This window comes from Campylobacter majalis, from assembly GCF_905120465.1.
GTDB lineage: Bacteria > Campylobacterota > Campylobacteria > Campylobacterales > Campylobacteraceae > Campylobacter_A > Campylobacter_A majalis.
In genome coordinates, this window is record NZ_CAJHOF010000041.1 from 1 (window position 1) to 1,911 (window position 1,911).

Genomic DNA, 1,911 nt, shown 5'->3' on the forward strand with positions numbered 1-1,911 from the left:
TTTCAAATTTCCCCCAAATTCACTATTTTTTTAATCTCTTTTTAAGCATTACTCTTATATAATTCCAGCTCACGAGTTGAGAGAAACCACTTTTAACCCTTTCTGAGTTAATAAAGCTTTCCTTTTTATCGTTGTTCTTTTAAATTATAAATGTTAAACTATTAGTCAATCTTTGAAATCTAAATAAGTGATCGATTGAGCCAGTTTGTTAATTATAACAAACTAAAACTAATTAAAAAATTAAAAGTTTTTAGATTAAAAACTTCATAATAAAAAACTGAGATTTGGTTTTTACTAGATCTTACAATTTTATATGGAGAGTTTGATCCTGGCTCAGAGTGAACGCTGGCGGCGTGCCTAATACATGCAAGTCGAACGGACGACTGGGAGCTTGCTCCTGGAAGTTAGTGGCGCACGGGTGAGTAATGTATAGCTAATCTGCCCTACACTGGAGGACAACAGTTAGAAATGACTGCTAATACTCCATACTCCTTCTTAGCACAAGTTAAGTTGGGAAAGTTTTTCGGTGTAGGATGAGGCTATATCGTATCAGCTAGTTGGTGAGGTAATGGCTCACCAAGGCTATGACGCGTAACTGGTCTGAGAGGATGATCAGTCACACTGGAACTGAGACACGGTCCAGACTCCTACGGGAGGCAGCAGTAGGGAATATTGCTCAATGGGGGAAACCCTGAAGCAGCAACGCCGCGTGGAGGATGACACTTTTCGGAGCGTAAACTCCTTTTGTTAGGGAAGAACTATGACGGTACCTAACGAATAAGCACCGGCTAACTCCGTGCCAGCAGCCGCGGTAATACGGGGGGTGCAAGCGTTACTCGGAATCACTGGGCGTAAAGGACGCGTAGGCGGATTATCAAGTCTCTTGTGAAATCCTATGGCTTAACCATAGAACTGCTTGGGAAACTGATAATCTAGAGTGAGGGAGAGGCAGATGGAATTGGTGGTGTAGGGGTAAAATCCGTAGAGATCACCAGGAATACCCATTGCGAAGGCGATCTGCTGGAACTCAACTGACGCTAAGGCGTGAAAGCGTGGGGAGCAAACAGGATTAGATACCCTGGTAGTCCACGCCCTAAACGATGTATACTAGTTGTTGCTTTGCTAGTCAAGGCAGTAATGCACCTAACGGATTAAGTATACCGCCTGGGGAGTACGGTCGCAAGATTAAAACTCAAAGGAATAGACGGGGACCCGCACAAGCGGTGGAGCATGTGGTTTAATTCGAAGATACGCGAAGAACCTTACCCGGACTTGATATCCAACAAATTTTGTAGAGATACGAAAGTGCTAGCTTGCTAGAATGTTGAGACAGGTGCTGCACGGCTGTCGTCAGCTCGTGTCGTGAGATGTTGGGTTAAGTCCCGCAACGAGCGCAACCCACGTATTTAGTTGCTAACGGTTAGGCCGAGCACTCTAAATAGACTGCCTTCGCAAGGAGGAGGAAGGTGTGGACGACGTCAAGTCATCATGGCCCTTATGTCCGGGGCGACACACGTGCTACAATGGCATATACAATGAGACGCAATATCGCGAGATGGAGCAAATCTATAAAATATGTCCCAGTTCGGATTGGAGTCTGCAACTCGACTCCATGAAGCCGGAATCGCTAGTAATCGTAGATCAGCCATGCTACGGTGAATACGTTCCCGGGTCTTGTACTCACCGCCCGTCACACCATGGGAGTTGATTTCACTCGAAGTCGGAATGCTAAACTAGCTACCGCCCACAGTGGAATCAGCGACTGGGGTGAAGTCGTAACAAGGTAACCGTAGGAGAACCTGCGGTTGGATCACCTCCTTTCTAGAGTACAATGTATATTCTCTCACAAGATATACATCATAAAGGAATGTCTCAATTGATCCTTATTTAGTTTTGAAAGATTGATGAAGG

At 44.9% G+C, this 1,911-nt stretch carries 1 rRNA gene; it reads left to right on the plus strand.

The annotated features are described in order from the left end of the window. The first annotated feature begins 310 nt into the window (after window positions 1-310). Window positions 311-1,821: ribosomal RNA gene (locus LQU93_RS09785) — 16S ribosomal RNA — on the plus strand. Window positions 1,822-1,911 lie beyond the last annotated feature (90 nt).